11 protein-coding genes and 1 pseudogene are annotated in these 14314 nt (G+C 58.3%); 7 read left to right on the top strand and 5 right to left on the bottom strand.

Annotated features, from left to right (window positions below; translation table 11 throughout):
- Positions 1-104: 104 nt before the first annotated feature.
- Together B347_RS0107485 and B347_RS0107480 are read right to left on the bottom strand one after the other, a co-directional pair.
- Positions 105-1493: a sensor histidine kinase gene (locus tag B347_RS0107485; RefSeq protein WP_019409083.1), complete on the bottom strand. Its 1389-nt coding sequence runs from the start codon at positions 1491-1493 to the stop codon at positions 105-107.
- Positions 1471-2154: a response regulator transcription factor gene (locus B347_RS0107480; protein WP_019409082.1), complete on the bottom strand. Its 684-nt coding sequence runs from the start codon at positions 2152-2154 to the stop codon at positions 1471-1473. Before B347_RS0107480 ends, B347_RS0107485 begins: the two co-directional genes overlap by 23 nt.
- 188 nt (positions 2155-2342) lie before the next feature.
- Between B347_RS0107480 and B347_RS0107475 the strand changes: the two genes are divergently transcribed.
- The 6 genes from B347_RS0107475 to B347_RS0107450 all read left to right on the top strand — a co-directional run bounded on the left by B347_RS0107475 (position 2343) and on the right by B347_RS0107450 (position 10220).
- Positions 2343-3698, top strand: coding sequence for an MATE family efflux transporter (locus B347_RS0107475; RefSeq protein WP_019409081.1), 1356 nt, complete (start codon positions 2343-2345; stop codon positions 3696-3698).
- A gap of 138 nt (positions 3699-3836) precedes the next feature.
- Positions 3837-5255: an aspartate aminotransferase family protein gene (locus tag B347_RS0107470; protein WP_019409080.1), complete on the top strand. Its 1419-nt coding sequence runs from the start codon at positions 3837-3839 to the stop codon at positions 5253-5255.
- Positions 5256-5636: 381 nt separating this feature from the next.
- The gene (locus B347_RS0107465) at positions 5637-6839 is read left to right on the top strand and encodes an SfnB family sulfur acquisition oxidoreductase (protein ID WP_019409079.1); all 1203 of its coding nucleotides are present in this window, start codon (positions 5637-5639) and stop codon (positions 6837-6839) included.
- A 16-nt stretch (positions 6840-6855) separates the two neighbouring features.
- The gene (locus B347_RS0107460) at positions 6856-7302 is read left to right on the top strand and encodes a hypothetical protein (protein WP_019409078.1); all 447 of its coding nucleotides are present in this window, start codon (positions 6856-6858) and stop codon (positions 7300-7302) included.
- Between the two features lie 4 nt (positions 7303-7306).
- Positions 7307-8707, top strand: coding sequence for an LLM class flavin-dependent oxidoreductase (locus B347_RS0107455; protein ID WP_019409077.1), 1401 nt, complete (start codon positions 7307-7309; stop codon positions 8705-8707).
- 73 nt (positions 8708-8780) lie between these two features.
- Positions 8781-10220, top strand: coding sequence for an FAD/NAD(P)-binding protein (locus B347_RS0107450; RefSeq protein ID WP_019409076.1), 1440 nt, complete (start codon positions 8781-8783; stop codon positions 10218-10220).
- Positions 10221-10270: 50 nt separating this feature from the next.
- On the opposite strand, the gene mgrA is transcribed toward B347_RS0107450, so the two are convergent.
- From mgrA to B347_RS25820, 3 genes and pseudogenes are all read right to left on the bottom strand, one after another.
- Positions 10271-11308, bottom strand: a complete 1038-nt coding sequence (gene mgrA / locus B347_RS0107445; RefSeq protein ID WP_019409075.1) for an L-glyceraldehyde 3-phosphate reductase — start codon at positions 11306-11308, stop codon at positions 10271-10273.
- A 217-nt stretch (positions 11309-11525) separates the two neighbouring features.
- Entirely contained in the window at positions 11526-12668 is a 1143-nt protein-coding gene (gene ssuD / locus B347_RS0107440; protein ID WP_019409074.1) for an FMNH2-dependent alkanesulfonate monooxygenase, read from the bottom strand.
- Positions 12669-12679: 11 nt separating this feature from the next.
- Positions 12680-12790: pseudogene (locus B347_RS25820) on the bottom strand (FMN reductase); the annotation flags it as partial.
- Between the two features lie 402 nt (positions 12791-13192).
- Between B347_RS25820 and B347_RS0107435 the strand changes: the two are divergent.
- Entirely contained in the window at positions 13193-14293 is a 1101-nt protein-coding gene (locus B347_RS0107435; protein WP_026014042.1) for a polyamine ABC transporter substrate-binding protein, read from the top strand.
- Positions 14294-14314: the final 21 nt, after the last annotated feature.

Raw genomic sequence — 14314 nt, 5'->3', positions numbered from 1 at the left:
AGTCGCACAATTGCAAGCGCGATAAGCAAGAAAGAAACGTGCCAAATTATGACGAAGTCTGGAACCCGTAGCGGTTGCCGAGCTACGGGAGAGGAGGGTGTTTTTTATCCCACGTTGATCAGGCTTTGGCGGCAGTGCAGCGTCAGCTTGGCGCCGCCGCCTTCACGGCTGCCGACTTCAAGGCCAAAGCCATGCAGATTGACGATGGCGGCCACGATAGACAGGCCCAGGCCAAAGCCTGCGTGCGTGTCGTCGCTGCGATAGAAGCGTTGGAACACCGCTTTACGCTCGGCCTCGGGAATGCCGGGGCCGGTGTCGAGCACTTCAATGCGTGGGCTGCCTTCGTCATCGATCGCCCGCAACACGACTTCTCCGCCCGGCGGGGTGAACTTGATCGAGTTGCTCAGCAGGTTGGCCAGTGCTTCAAACAGCAATGCGCGGTCACCCGTCAGGCTAGGAAGTGTTGAGGGCGTGTCTAAAATCAACGTGACGTGCCCCTCCTCAGCCAGTGGCAGGTAAAAATCGTACAGCTCCTGAAGCAAGGCCAACGGTTCGAGCTGCAAGAAACCCGAACGCCGCTGATGGTCTTCCAGCTCGGAAATGCGCAATAACCCACGAAAACGTGCCATTAGGGTGTCGGTCTCGCCGATCACTTCATCCAGTTGCAACGCTTCAGGCGAGCCTTCTACTGCTTGCTGCTGAATCCGGTACAACTGCGCCCGCAAGCGGGTGAGCGGGGTACGCAGGTCGTGGGCAATGTTGTCGCACACACCTTTGACCTCATGCATCAGCCGCTCAATCCGGTCGAGCATGGCGTTGACGATGGCCGCCAGCATATCCAGTTCGTCCCGTCGATTGGACAGCGGCAAGCGGTAGGTCAGGTCACCGGCGACAATCGCCTCGGCGCTGGCCTGAATCGCCCGTATACGTTGCAGCGGGCGGCGTCGCAGCAAATGCCAGCCAGCAATGCCCGGGATGATGGTCAGCGACAAACCCCACACCAGCGCATGCAGGATGATCCGGGTCACGGCGAACAACGAGCCGTTATCACGCACCAGGACCAGCCAGCGTCCATCCAGAGTCTGGGTGGCAACCGCGTCGCAGCTGTCTTGTGGCAGATCGGGGTCGTCGGAAGCGATACACGTGGCCAACTCGTGAATCTGGCCATCCAGCGGCAGGTCGGACGGGATGCTGCGAATTGGGCCGCTGATGGGTTGCTGCTGCGAATCAAACAGCCCATAGGCATCAACTGCACGCATATCGAATGTCATGCTGGTGGCGAGGGCCTCATCCAGTTGCTCGCCATGAAAGCGCGCAAACAGATGTTGGCGCTGCATCAGCGAGTGCTTGGCCAAGCTGCCTAAATAATCCGACACCTCGTAATACAGCACCCCCATGAGGATGCAGCTCCAGGCCACGAACAAAAAACTGTACAGCGCCAGCAGTCGGCTGCTGGAAGAACGCCAGCCCTTAGAGGGGTTCGGCAATGACATAGCCCGAGCCTCGAACAGTGCGAATAAGCGGCACCAGGCCTTGTGGGTCGATTTTCTTGCGCAGGCGCCCGATGTGTACGTCGATCAAGTTGGTGCCCGGGTCGAAGTGATAGCCCCAGACTTCTTCGAAAATCATCATGCGCGAGAGGATTTGCCCGGTGTTGCGCATCAGGAATTCCAGCAGTTTGTATTCGGTAGGCAGCAGGCTCAGTTGCTGCTCAGCGCGGCTGGCTTCGCGCGTGATCAGGTTCAGCTCAAGGTCGGCCACACGCAACGAGGTTTCGTGCTTGTCGACCGGGCTTTTGCGCCGCAGCAGGACTTCAACCCGCGCGGCCATTTCATCGCTGGCAAAGGGTTTGGTTAAGTAATCATCGCCACCGGCTCGCAGACCGCGTACTCGCTCGTCCACGTCTGATAGCGCGCTGATCATCAAAATCGGCGTGCTCACCCCAATCGTGCGCAGGGTGGTCACAATGGCCAGCCCATCCAGCTCCGGAAGCATGCGGTCGAGGGTAATCAGGTCATAGTCGCCGCTCACGGCGCGCACCAGGCCCTCACGGCCATTGGCGACCCAGTCAACCTCCAACCCGTGGCTGCTCAATTCAGCCACGATCTCTTTCGCCGTTACGGCATCATCTTCGATGGTCAAAATGCGGGTCATACCGTCACCTGTGTAGGTCGCTGGAGCAGTGAGCACATTTTGCCCATAAAAAGCTGAAACGTTTCTTAATAATGTTTCATGTTCAGCCCAGCTTCAGAATAGGGTAGTCCACAGAGAGGGGGTGGTAACAAAATACGACCTGTGTGAGGTATAACGCTTAATCGTTTTTTGCTCAGGACCCCTCCGTTATGCAAACCCCCTCACAACGGCCGCTCTGGAAGATCTACCTGATTTTTCTCGCGCCGATGGTGCTGTCCAATTTTTTGCAGAGTTTTTCCGGCACGCTAAACGGTATCTATGTCGGGCAACTGTTGGGGACTCAAGCGCTGGCAGCGGTGTCGGGGATGTTTCCGATTATTTTCTTTTTTATTGCCCTAGTCATCGGCCTTGGCGCGGGGGCTTCGGTGCTGATTGGCCAAGCATGGGGGGCGCGCGAAACGGCGATGGTCAAGCAGATCACCGGTGCCACGTTGACCTTGGGAGCCTTGATCGGGCTGGCGGCTGCTGTGTTGGGCAGTCTGTTCGCTCGCCCGGCGTTGCAGGCGCTGGGTACCCCGGCTGATGTACTGGACGAGGCCGTAGGTTATGCCCGGATGATGATGCTGATCATGCCGTCGCTGCTGGTGTTCATCCTCTTTACACAGTTGCTGCGGGGGGTGAGTGACACGGTATCGCCGTTGTTGGCGTTGATGGTCTCGACTGCTGTGGGTCTGATACTGACCCCAGCATTGATCCTCGGCTGGGCAGGGTTGCCGAAAATGGGCATCCAAAGTGCCGCGCTGGCGGGTTTGGTGAGTAACCTGTTGGCCATGCTGTTTTTGGTGCTGCGCTTGCGTCATAAAAAACATGTCATGTCGCCTGATCGCCAATTGTGGCTGGCGTTGCGCCTGAACCGGGAAATTCTTGGCAAGGTGCTGCGCATCGGCCTGCCGACCGGCTTGCAGATGGTGGTGTTATCGCTGTCGGAGTTGGTGATTCTGGCCTTGGTGAACAGCCATGGCTCCGAGGCGACGGCGGCGTATGGTGCGGTGACGCAAATCGTCAACTACGTGCAATTCCCGGCGCTGTCGATTGCCATCACCGCGTCTATCCTAGGCGCCCAAGCGATTGGTGCCGGGCATCCTGAGCGCATCGGTTCGATCTTGCGCACGGGGTTGATGATCAACCTGTGTCTGACCGGTTTTTTGGTGGTGCTCGGCTACGTGTTGTCCGACTGGTTACTCGGGTTGTTCATCACTGACGTGCAGGCGCATGCACGGGCAGAGCACCTGCTGCACATCATGCTCTGGAGTATTTTGCTGTTTGGCTTCCAGGCCGCGATCAGCGGTGTCATGCGCGCCAGCGGCGTGGTGCTGGTACCGATGGGCATCACTGTATTCTGCGTGCTGTGCATTGAACTGCCAGTTGCCTATGCACTTAATGCCCATTTCGGCTTGGAGGGCGTGTGGATGGCGTTTCCGGTGACCTATATCGCGATGTTGGTGATGCAGACCGTCTACTACCAACTGGTCTGGCGGCATAAGCCTATTCAGCGATTGGTATAGGGATCTAGGGTAAGAGCAGAATTTGCGGGGCAACTGCGCACACCGGCTTTGAAATGGCCGACACTTTTGCGGGTGATCTCCGCTGGCTGGCAATGAACGACTACCCAAACACGCGTGATTAATAAAAGGGGTTTATGTATGTCGAGCAGTGGAATCAGTGAGTCAGCGGTGGCGTTATTCTCCGCCAAAGAGCGTGAACGCTTTACCCACAACAACCCCAAGTCGATTGAGCTGGCGGAGCGTGCTAAGGCCAATCTGTACAACGGCGTGCCCATGCATTGGATGAGCGACTGGTCCATGCCCACGCCGCTTTTTGTGCAGCACGCTCAAGGCGCGCGATTTACCGACGTCGACGGTCATGAGTACATCGACTTTTGCCTGGGCGACACCGGCAGCATGTTCGGCCATTCACCCGCCCCCATCGCCCGTGCGATTAGCGAACAGGCGAGCAAAGGGCTCACCACTATGCTCCCGGGTGAAGATGCGGTGGTCTGCGGCGAACTGCTGGCCGAGCGCTTTGGTTTGCCGTATTGGCAAGTCACCGCCACCGCTACTGACGCCAATCGATATGTCGTGCGCTGGGCGCGGGCGATCACTCAGCGCAACACATTGCTGGTGTTCGATGGCTGCTACCACGGCACGGTCGATGACGTGATGGTGCGTAATCGCGATGGTGCCACCGTGCATCGTTCGGGCTTAGTCGGCCAAGCTTACGACCTGACGCAGTACAGCCGCTCTATCCCGTTCAATGACATCGACGCGTTGGAGGCCGCTCTGGCTCAGGGTGATGTGTGTGCGCTGCTGTGCGAGCCAGCGATGACCAACATCGGCATGGTCCTGCCTGAGCCTGGGTTTATGCAAAAATGCCGCGAATTGACGCGCCAATACGCCAGCCTGCTGATCATCGACGAAACCCACACCATCTCCACCGGCATCGGCGGTTGCACTCGCCTGTGGGACTTGCAGCCGGATTTCTTTGTGGTCGGCAAACCCATTGCCGGGGGCGTTCCGTGCGCGGTGTTCGGCTTTAGCCAGCAAGTGGCGGCGGATATGCACGCTGTGCAGCACAAAAACAGCGAGCAGGGCACTGGCCATGGCCACAGCGGCATGGGCACGACCTTGTCGGCCAACGCATTGGCGATGCATTGCATGCGTGCCAACTTGCAAGATGTCATGACCGAACAGGCCTACCAGCACATCTTGCCGCTGGCGGCCCAGTTAGCCCAAGGGTTGCGGCAGGTGTTTAAGCGGCACGGGTTGCACTGGTCGGTGACAGAGTTGGGGGCACGCTGCGAGTTTCAATTCTGCGCCACGCCGCCCAAGACCGGCGCGCAAGCAGAGGCCGCTTTCCACGACAGCCTGCAAATGGCTTTACACCTGTACCTGATCAACCGTGGGATCCTGATCACGCCGTTCCACAACATGACCTTGTGTTGCCCGCAGACCAGCACTGCCGATGTCGGGCGCTTGATCAGCGAATTGGATCAGGCACTGAGTGTATTGCTGGCAATACCCGGCGCGCGCATCGAACTCCCAGCACACTCCCAAGGCGCCTGAGCCGGTATCTGCCAGACAGACAGGGGCTCGGCCGAACGCAAGGTCGCAGCCTAATCGGCATATACCTGTGCCGATATTTGCCCGACCACGTGTTGTATGTGTGCATCGCCGCGCGTGGTCTCGGCGGTCCCAGGGGTTTAAATAATGAGCGAAGGTCCTTCGGCCCTTATCGCAGCCTGCGGCAACGGCTTCAACGCGGGTACCGCGTGTGTTGCCCAGGCAACTGTTGGCACAGCAACAGCAAGTCGACAGGTTGTTTATTGTTTGTAGCTGCGGTTAGTGTGATTTTGCATATAACCAATTGAATTTAAACGTTATTTAAAAACGGCACGACCTGTGCAATGCCACCTTCAGTGTTTTCCATTGCATTGGAGTTTGCCCATGAGCATTTCTGTATCCCCCCCTGCCAAGGCCCATGTGATCACGTCCGATGCCGAGGCTATTGAGGTGGCTAAAGTGTTGGCGGCACGTTTTGCCGAGGAAGCCTCGGTGCGTGATCGCGACCGCCGCTTGCCGGTGCCTGAGTTGGATGAGTTTGCTGCCAGTGGCCTATGGGGCATTACTGTGCCCAAGGCTTATGGTGGCGCCGGGGTGTCTTATGTGACGGTCGCAGAGGTGATCAAAATCATTTCGGCCGCTGATTCTTCCTTGGGGCAGATCCCGCAAAACCACTTGGGCGTGCTGGACATTCTGTTGCACACCGGCAGCGAAGCACAAAAGCGTTATTACTACGCCAAGGTGCTGGACGGTTGGCGTTTCGGTAATGCTTTTTCGGAGTCCAAAAGCAAGAACGTAGGCGCTTTTCAAACCCGTATTCGTTTTGAAGGCGAACACGCGGTGATCGACGGAGAGAAGTTCTACTGCACCGGCGCATTGTTCGCCCACATCGTTCCGGCCGTTGGGGTCGATGAGCAGAATCGGGCGTTTATCGCCTTCGTTGAACGTGACAATCCGGGGTTGACCATCATCGACAGTTGGGACGGCTTCGGTCAGCGCACCACCGCCAGTGGCGGCGCTGTGCTTGACGCTGTGCGTGTCCCGCTGAGCGCCGTTATCCCTGCACACAAAGCGTTTGACGAACCCACCGCCGACGGTCCGATCTCGCAGATTATTCAGGCCGCAGTGGACACCGGTATCGCCCATGGCGCGTTTGAACAGGCGCTGATCCACGCGCGGCTGGCGCGGCCTTGGGTTGACAGCCAGCAGGAGCATGGCTGGCAAGACCCTTACACGATTGCCGCCATCGGCGATCTGCAATGGCGCCTGCATGGCGCCGACGCGATTTTGGCCAAGGCCGGTCGCGCCATTGACCACGCATTGGCTTCGCCTAGCGAAGAGAGCGTGGCCGAGGCCTCGGTGATCGTGGCCCAGGCCAAAGTGCTGTCGACTGAAATCGCCTTGCTCGCGAGTAGCAAGCTTTTCGAACTGGCCGGCACTCGCTCGGTGCTCGGCAAACACAACCTGGACCGTTTTTGGCGCAATGCGCGGACCCATACCCTGCATGACCCGGCGCGCTGGAAATATCACCTCATTGGTAACCGCCTGCTCAACGGCATTCAGCCCCCACGCCATGCTTGGAATTGATCGAGGAATCACGACGATGAACAGCCCCGCAATTGTTTTGCCCAGCCAGCTTGCCGCAGCAGCGCACGATGTGCGTCTTGCGCGCCAAGGTTTGGAACAAACCGTGATCTTCGTGCGCGAACAGGCGCGGCCATGGGCGCTGAGCGGCCTGAACAAGGCCGTAGACGACCCGTACATTATTGGCAAATTGGGTGATTTGCAGATTCGCATTGACGTTGCCGATGCGCTCTATCAGCGCGCCGAGCAGTTTATTGGCTCAGCCTCCGAGACGTTGGTCGCGACCGCCGAAGCGGTAATCGCCAGCGCCGAGGCGTTGCAGGCGGTGGGCAATGTGCAGCAAGAACTTACTGGCAGTCGTCCGGCGTCGCCCTCCCAAGAAGGTCGCGAACCCTTGCGCTGGCAGTACCAGATTATTGGCAACTACCGTTTAAACGACGTCGTGCCGCCACAGCTTCAGGAGTAACGCGATGTCCCGTGAAATTCGTCTCAACGCTTTTGACATGAACTGTGTGGGCCACCAATCGCCCGGCCTTTGGGCGCACCCGCGTGACCGTTCATGGCAGTACAAAGACCTCGAATACTGGACCGATCTGGCAAAGATCCTTGAGCGTGGCAGGTTCGACGGGCTCTTTATCGCCGACGTGCTGGGCATTTATGACGTTTATCAAGGCAACGGTAATGCGGCGATTCGCCAAGGCGCGCAAGTACCGGTCAATGACCCACTGCAACTGATTCCACCGATGGCGATGGTCACCGAGCATCTGGGTTTTGGCCTGACGGCGTCCTTGTCGTTTGAGCACCCGTATCCATTCGCCCGTCGCTTGTCCACGCTCGATCACCTGACCAAGGGGCGCGCAGGCTGGAACATCGTCACCTCGTACCTAGAAAGCGGTGCCAAGAACATCGGGCAAAAAGCCCTGACCGAACACGACTCGCGCTACGACTACGCCGAGGAGTACCTGGAAGTTTGCTACAAACTCTGGGAAGGCAGTTGGGAGGAGGGTGCCATCCTGCGTGACCGCGAGCGCCGGGTGTTCAGTGACCCGAGCAAAATCCACCAAATCCAGCATGTCGGCAAACACTTCCAAGTACCGGGCATCCACCTTTGCGAGCCATCGCCACAACGTACCCCGGTGCTCTACCAGGCTGGAGCATCCAGCCGAGGCAAGCAGTTTGCCGCTGAGCAGGCAGAGTGCGTGTTTGTGGCGGCGCCGTCCAAAGTGCTGCTGAAAAAGACCGTGGCTGATATTCGCCGTCGCGCTGCCGAAGCGGGCCGCGACCCGTCGAAAATCCTGATTTTCAACTTGCAAACAGTGATCCTCGGCGAAACCGACGCCAAGGCCAAAGCCAAGTTTGAAGAGTACAAATGCTACGTCAGTTACGAAGGCGCGATGGCCTTGATCTCCGGCTGGACCGGGATCGACTTCAGCCAGTTCAAGCCTAACGAGCCGCTTAAACATGTGCACACCAACGCCATTCAATCCGCGGTGGAAACGTTTTCGACAGCTGATCCAGACACCCTCTGGACCCCCAATGCGCTGGCCGATTGGGTAGGCATTGGCGGTTTTGGCCCGCTGTTTGTTGGCAGCCCGCAAACCGTGGCCGACCTGCTTGAAGAATGGGTTGCCGAGACCGACGTTGACGGCTTCAACTTGGCTTACGCGGTGACCCACGAAACCTTTATCGATGCTGTGGACCTGCTGGTGCCAGAATTGCAAAAACGCGGGGTGTACAAAAAGGAATACGCGCCGGGTACTTTGCGCGAGAAGCTGTTTGGTGAAGGCCCGAAACTGGCCGATTGGCACCCGGGTGCTGCGTACCGTAACCTCGGCGAACTGAACCGAGCGCAAGAAAAAGACCGCGCCTGATGCAATGTTGTTCGTTTAAGTGACAGAGGCCCCTGTAGCAGCGAGCTTGCTACATCCAATAGAGAGAATAACCATGAGCGAGCCACACGGCGGACGGGCAACCTCTGCCATCCGCGATGCCGATGTGCTGATTGTTGGCGGTGGTCTGAGCGGCACCTTGCTGGCCATGCAACTGCTGCGTTTACCCGGCGCTCGGCACATTGTTCTGGTCGAGCCGCGTGCCGAACTGGGCCGGGGCGAGGCTTACAGCGCCACTGAGTTGGGACATACCCTTAACGGCAACGCGGCGCGCATGAGCATCGACCCGGACGATGCCGATGACCTGACCCGCTGGCTGCAAGCGCATATTGCGGACGGCGGTTGGCCCGAGTCTGCAGAGCAGCAGGTGCCGGTCGCGCATTTGTTCCCGCCACGCGGGCTGTTTGGCCAGTACGCCCAGCAGCGCTTGGCCGAGGCGTTGGCCATCGGTTCGCGGCAAGGGTCGAGCCTGACCCATGTTCGCGACGAGGTGGTCGACCTGCTAACCGATGAACAGCGGGTGCAGGTGACCCTCAAAGACGGCCGCCAGTTACAGGCCGCTGCGGCGGTACTGGCTACCGGCATGTTCCCGGCGGCGCGCACGGCGCAACGTCAGTCCAGCGGCTTGAACGCGGCGGCGCTGGACCCGTGGGATGTCGAGGCATTGCGCGGCTTGGCGGTGGATGCGCGGGTGCTGATCATTGGTTCTGGGCTGACCATGGTGGATGCGCTGGAGTCACTGAATCGGGCTGGGCATCGCGGGCCAATCGAGGTGTTTTCACGCCATGGCTTGTTGCCGCACGTGCGACGCCAGCCACCGGCTTGGGAAGACTTCTTGACCCTATCGCCCGAGGTGCGCAGTCCGCTGCAACTGCTACGGGCGTTGCGTCGACAGTGCGAACTGGCTGAGGCGGCGGGGGTAGATTGGCAGGCACCGCTGGACACAGTGCGCGTGCATATCGCCAGGCTCTGGAGCCAGGCCAGCGACGCTCAGCGCCGTCAGTTTGTGCGGCATGTGCGGCCGTGGTGGGAAAGCCATCACCATCGCTCGCCGCCACAGGGCAATGCGTTGTTGGAAAAACTGCTAGAGGAGGGCCGCTTAACCATTCGCGCCGCCTCGTTGCAAGGGGTAGACGTGAGTGCCGATGGACGACCGCGAATTCGCTTGCGCTATCGCGGGCAAGCGGACGTTAGAGTGGTTGAGGGCGATGGGTTGATCAACTCCACCGGTATCGAATACGACTGGCGCCGGGTGGATAAAGCCTTGCCGAGGCAGTTGCTGGAGCGCGGCTTGATCCGGCCGGGGAATTTAGGCTTGGGCATTGCAGCAGATCGCAGCGGTGCGGTACTGAACACACACTCAGAGCCTGCGAAGCGTCTGTTTGCCATGGGCCCGCCATTGCGTGGCGAATGGTGGGAAAGCACTGCGGTGACCGATGTTGCCTTGCAGGCTAAGGCCTTAGCGGCCCGTTTGGTGGGGCAAGAGTCTTTGTAGCCTTCAGCCCAACCCTCTCCTTGCGGGAGAGGGCCTGGGCCGGGGTGCTTTTACTCTGCCGTAGACGGCTTCTCCCACAGATTAATCCCGCCTTCCTGCGCAAAACGGTCGATTTCGGCCAATTCTTCAGCGCTAAATGTCAGGTTCTGCAACGCCCCGACGTTCTCGATAATTTGCTCCGGTCGGCTCGCGCCAATCAGTGCTGAGGTCACGCGGGGGTCGCGCAGAGTCCAGGCCAATGCCAACTGGGCAAGGCTTTGGCCACGGCGTTTGGCGATATCGTTAAGTGCGCGTGCATGGGCAATATTGGCTTCAGACAAATGCTTGGCCTGCAACGAACCACCGCCAGGGCGATTGATCCGAGCATCTGCTGGGATGCCGTTTAAATATTTGTCGGTCAACAAACCCTGCGCCAAGGGAGTGAAGGCAATGACGCCGGTGCCCAGCGCTTCTGTGGTGTCCAGCAGGTCTTTCTCGACCCAGCGATTGAGCAGGTTGTACGCCGGTTGGTTGATCAACAACGGCACTTTCCATTCTTTAAGCAGCGCTGCGATTTCGCGGGTCTTGACCCCTGAATACGACGAGATACCGATGTATAGCGCCTTGCCCTGTTGCACGGCGGTGGCCAGTGCGCTGGCGGTTTCTTCGAGTGGGGTGTCTGGATCGAAGCGGTGCGAATAGAAAATATCGACATAGTCCAAGCCCAGGCGCTGCAAGCTTTGGTCCAGGCTTGCGAGGATGTGTTTACGCGAACCGCCACCTAGGCCGAAAGGGCCGGGCCACATATCCCAGCCGGCTTTGCTGGAGATAATCAGTTCATCGCGGTAGTGCTTGAAGTCTTCACGCAGCAAACGGCCAAAGTTGATCTCGGCGCTGCCATAGGGCGGGCCGTAGTTGTTGGCCAGGTCAAAGTGATTGATGCCCAGGTCGAACGCGGTGCGCAACAGGGCGCGTTGGGTGTCGATTGGCGTGCTGTCGCCAAAGTTGTGCCACAGCCCTAGAGACAAGGCGGGCAGTAACAGCCCACTGCGGCCTACACGGCGATAAGGAATGGATTCATAGCGGTTTTCGGCAGCGATGTAAGTCATCGAATAGTCTCTGTGCAAGGGTCGTGAAGACTATGCATTCCGGTTGGCCGGACGCTTCAAGCCTAGATTTAACCAGCGGTGCAGTTCATGGGGCCTGGTTCAGCGAGGCTTAGATTCTCCCTGCCAGCCAATTCGGTCAACCGCACCCGCTGATCTTGTTGAGGGTTTTCGGCTAGCCCCATCGATGTTCTGTTTTTGTGTAAGGGGCGGCGGCGGGTTATTTCGCTTGGCCCGGAAGCACATCATTGGCGATCATTTCGCCAAATGGCCCGGTCAGGTTGGTGATGCCGCGCCCCGCCAGGCTGGCGTAGGGTTCGGGCAGCAACGGGAACACCAGTTCAGCGAAGCGATAGGCTTCTTCTAGGTGCGGGTAGCCAGAGAAGATGAAGCTCTCGATGCCCAGGTCTGCGTATTCCTTGATGCGTGCCGCCACTTGTTGCGGATTACCCACCAGCGCGGTACCAGCGCCGCCGCGAACCAAACCAACGCCCGCCCACAAGTTAGGCGAGATTTCTAGGTTGTCACGGCGCCCGTCGTGCAGTGCCGCCATGCGCCGCTGGCCCTCGGAGTCAAAGCGCGAGAAGGATTTTTGCGCCGCCGCGATGGTTTCGTCGCTGATGTGTTCGATTAGGGTGTCGGCCGCTTTCCAGGCTTCTTGTTCAGTTTCGCGCACGATCACGTGCAGGCGAATCCCGAAGCGTACGGTGCGGCCCAAACGGGCGGCACGTTCACGCACATCAGCGATTTTTTCGGCCACGGCGGCTGGTGGCTCGCCCCAGGTCAGATACACGTCCACCTGTTCGGCTGCCAGTGCGTGGGCCGCTTCGGAAGAACCGCCAAAGTACAGCGGCGGGTAGGGTTTCTGCACCGGCGGGTACAAGGCCTTGGCGTTCTGTACGCGCAGGTGCTTGCCTTCGAAGTCCACCGATTCGCCTTGCAATACCCGGCGCCAGATTTTCAGAAACTCGTCAGTCACTTCGTAGCGTTCGCTGTGATCGAGGAAGCTGCCGTCGCCGCGGTTTTCATCCGGGTCACCGCCGGTCACCACATTGATCAGCACGCGCCCACCCGACAGTCGATCCAGGGTGGCGGCCATACGCGCCGAGACGGTTGGCGAAATAATCCCCGGGCGAATCGCCACCAGGTAGCGCAGGCGTTCTGTCAGCGGCACCAGTGCCGAGGCGATGACCCACGAGTCCTCGCACGAGCGTCCGGTAGGGATGAGCACGCCGTGGTAGCCCAAGTCATCGGCGGCCTGTGCCACTTGTTTGAGGTAGTTGAGCGTGACCGGGCGAGCGCCTTTGGTGGTACCCAAATAGTGGCCGTCGCCGTGAGTCGGAAGGAACCAGAACACATCCATCAAAGAAGTCCTTAAGCGATTTTCAGTAAGTTTTTGGCAGACACGCCAAACAGCGGCGCGGCACGTTCTGCAGCAAGGCGGATGCGAGCTTTCAAGGGCCCACTGGTTATTGGGTAATGGTTGGCTAATGATCAGCAGAATGTAGACAGATACTCCCTGTCAGCAATCTCCGTACCAAATACCAAAGCCCCGCAAACACGAGGGCTCGCAGGGTCATCGAAAGCAGTGTGCTGTTGCTCCGAGTGGTTAATTGCAGATTTGCTGTTGGATTTGCAACAGTTGCTCAGCCAACACTTGGGGCTCAAAGAGGGCTATATCGGACATAGATTCGGACATAAACAATGGCCATAACGATCCCTTTTTGGCCTGCCTACCTCTGTGAGCCAGCGCATCTGTCGGCAAGAATCAAATCAACTTCGCAACCATCAAAGAGTTGTCTTTCAGACCCTTGCCCCTTTGCGGGCTGCTGCCGTGTACAGAACATAACAACTATCGATCTCACGCCAAAGATGGGGAACTCAACCATGAGCACTATGAAACGCTTACTCGGCGCCACGGTATGTGGGTTATCGCTATTGGCCTGCGCCGTGCAGGCTGAGCAGCGCGAACTGCGGGTGTATAACTGGGCGGACTACATCTTGCCGTCAGTGCCCAAGGACTTCGCCAAGGACACCGGGATCAAAGTCAACTGGGATACCTTCGACACTAACGAATCGCTGGAAGCCAAGTTGCTGACCGGCAACTCGGGGTATGACCTGGTGGTGCCGTCCAACCAATTCCTCGACACCCAGATCAAAGCTGGGGTGTTTCAAAAACTCGACAAGTCCAAATTGCCTAACTGGCACCATCAGGACCCAGCCTTGCTCAAACTGCTGGAAACCAATGACCCCGGCAATCAATACGCGGTGCCTTACATGGTCGGCACGGTGTTGATCGGTTTCAACCCGGCCAAGGTCAAGGCGGCGCTGGGTGAAAATGCCCCGGTGGATAGCTGGGACCTGGTATTCAAGCCCGAGAACATGGAAAAGCTGAAATCGTGCGGCGTGGCAATGCTGGATTCGCCTTCAGAAATTTTGCCGCTGGCGTTGGATTACCTGGGACTGGACCCTAACAGCCAGAACCCGGCCGACTATGAAAAAGCCAAAGAGCTGATGTTGAAGATTCGTCCTTACGTTACCTACTTCAACTCGGCCAAATACATGACCGATATTGCCAACGGCGATATTTGCGTGGCGATTGGTTACTCAGGCAGCTTCTACCAGTTTGGCAATCGGGCCAAGGAAGCGGGGAATGGGGTTGTGGTGGATTGGCGCTTGCCGAAAGAAGGCGCACCGATCTGGTTTGATACCTTCGCTATCCCAAAAAGTGCGAAGAATGTCGAAGAAGCTTATGAGTTCTTGAACACGTTGCTGGAGCCTAAAGTCATTGCCTCGATTAGCGACTTCTTGGGTTATCCCAATGCCAACAAGGATTCGCTGCCGCTGATTAACAAAGAGATCACCGGCAACCCGAACCTGACCCCGACGCCTGAAGCCTTGAAATCGCTGTATGTGGTGCAGCCATTGCCACAGAAGCTTGAACGTGTGCGTACCCGGACCTGGACCAGCATCAAGTCGGATAAATAAGTGCTTGTGTAGGTACAAGCT

It is taken from the genome of Pseudomonas psychrophila HA-4, from assembly GCF_000282975.1.
Classification (GTDB): Bacteria; Pseudomonadota; Gammaproteobacteria; order Pseudomonadales; family Pseudomonadaceae; genus Aquipseudomonas; species Aquipseudomonas psychrophila_A.
This window is presented reverse-complemented; position numbering and strand designations above follow the sequence as displayed.

Excerpts from the sequence above, each read along its gene's own strand:
- B347_RS0107485 (WP_019409083.1), bottom strand. The coding sequence starts at position 1,493 with ATGTCATTGCCGAACCCCTCTAAGGGCTGGCGTTCTTCCAGCAGCCGA.
- B347_RS0107480 (WP_019409082.1), bottom strand. The coding sequence starts at position 2,154 with ATGACCCGCATTTTGACCATCGAAGATGATGCCGTAACGGCGAAAGAG.
- B347_RS0107475 (WP_019409081.1), top strand. The coding sequence starts at position 2,343 with ATGCAAACCCCCTCACAACGGCCGCTCTGGAAGATCTACCTGATTTTT.
- B347_RS0107470 (WP_019409080.1), top strand. The coding sequence starts at position 3,837 with ATGTCGAGCAGTGGAATCAGTGAGTCAGCGGTGGCGTTATTCTCCGCC.
- B347_RS0107465 (WP_019409079.1), top strand. The coding sequence starts at position 5,637 with ATGAGCATTTCTGTATCCCCCCCTGCCAAGGCCCATGTGATCACGTCC.
- B347_RS0107460 (WP_019409078.1), top strand. The coding sequence starts at position 6,856 with ATGAACAGCCCCGCAATTGTTTTGCCCAGCCAGCTTGCCGCAGCAGCG.
- B347_RS0107455 (WP_019409077.1), top strand. The coding sequence starts at position 7,307 with ATGTCCCGTGAAATTCGTCTCAACGCTTTTGACATGAACTGTGTGGGC.
- B347_RS0107450 (WP_019409076.1), top strand. The coding sequence starts at position 8,781 with ATGAGCGAGCCACACGGCGGACGGGCAACCTCTGCCATCCGCGATGCC.
- mgrA (WP_019409075.1), bottom strand. The coding sequence starts at position 11,308 with ATGACTTACATCGCTGCCGAAAACCGCTATGAATCCATTCCTTATCGC.
- ssuD (WP_019409074.1), bottom strand. The coding sequence starts at position 12,668 with ATGGATGTGTTCTGGTTCCTTCCGACTCACGGCGACGGCCACTATTTG.
- B347_RS0107435 (WP_026014042.1), top strand. The coding sequence starts at position 13,193 with ATGAGCACTATGAAACGCTTACTCGGCGCCACGGTATGTGGGTTATCG.